This is a genomic window from Burkholderia sp. HAN2018 (assembly GCF_024704855.1).
Taxonomy (GTDB): Bacteria; Pseudomonadota; Gammaproteobacteria; order Burkholderiales; family Burkholderiaceae; genus Burkholderia; species Burkholderia cepacia.
In genome coordinates, this window is the sequence record NZ_QOBB01000512.1 from 1 (window position 1) to 1,136 (window position 1,136).

Below are 1,136 nucleotides of genomic sequence, written 5' to 3' on the forward strand. Positions count from 1 at the left end.
CCCTGTTCGCGGATCTGCTCGAGGGTCGCGGCCGGCGTGCTGGCGTCCTGCGGGATGCGGATCTCGATCAGCGCGGGCAGCCCGCAGGTCAGCGCGCGTTCGAGCGCGGGCGCGAAATCGGCGGTGCGCTCGACGGTCTCGCCATGTGCGCCGAATGCGCGCGCATACGCGGCGAAATCGGGATTCGTGAGCCCCGTGCCGTGCACGCGGCCCGGGTAGTTGCGCTCCTGATGCATGCGGATCGTACCGAAATGCCCGTTGTTGACGACGATTGCCACGATGTTCAGCCCGTACTGCATCGCGGTCGCGAGCTCGTTGCCGGCCATCATGAAGCAGCCGTCTCCCGCGAGCGCGACGACGGCGCGCGACGGGTACAGCGACTTCGCGGCGAGCGCGGCCGGCAGCCCGTAGCCCATCGCGCCGCTCGTCGGCGCGAGCTGCGAGCGGAAGTGCCGGTACGCGAAGTGGCGATGCAGCCAGATCGCATAGTTGCCCGCGCCGTTGGTGAGGATCGCGTCGTGCGGCAGGCGCTCGCGCAACTGCACCATCACGTCGCCGAGCTGGACGTCGCCGGGCATCGGCAGCGGCGCATGCCATTCGCGATACGCGCGATGCGCGTCGGCGGCGCTGCCGGCCCACGCGGGGTGCGCGGGCGGCTCGAGCGCGGCGAGCGGCGCGGCGATTTCGGGCATCCCGGACACGATCGGCAGGTCGGCCGCATACACGCGGCCGAGCTCGTCCGCGCCCTGGTGCACGTGAACGAGCGTCTGGCGTGTCTTCGGGATGTCGAGCAGCGTGTAGCCGCCGGTCGTCGCTTCGCCGAGGCGCGGCCCGATCACGAGCAGCAGGTCGGCGTCGCGGATGCGCTTCGCGAGCGCGGGGTTGATCCCGAGCCCGACGTCGCCCGCATAGTTCGGGTGCGCGTTGTCGATCGTGTCCTGGTAGCGGAACGCGCAGGCCACCGGCAACTGCCAGCGCTCGACGAAGGTGCGCAGGTTCGCGCACGCGTCGGGTGTCCAGCCGCTGCCGCCGACGATCGCGAACGGACGTTCGGCGCCCGCGAGCCGCTCGCGCAGCTCGTCGAGCTGCGCGGCCGACGGCGCGGCCGCGACGCGTTTCGCGGCCGGCACGACGGG

The 1,136-nt window shown here is 72.1% G+C and carries 1 protein-coding gene; it reads right to left on the reverse strand.

Annotated elements, in window-relative coordinates:
• Window positions 1-1,136: thiamine pyrophosphate-dependent enzyme (locus DPV74_RS41460; RefSeq protein WP_119339294.1), on the reverse strand; the 1,136-nt coding region annotated here is incomplete at both ends.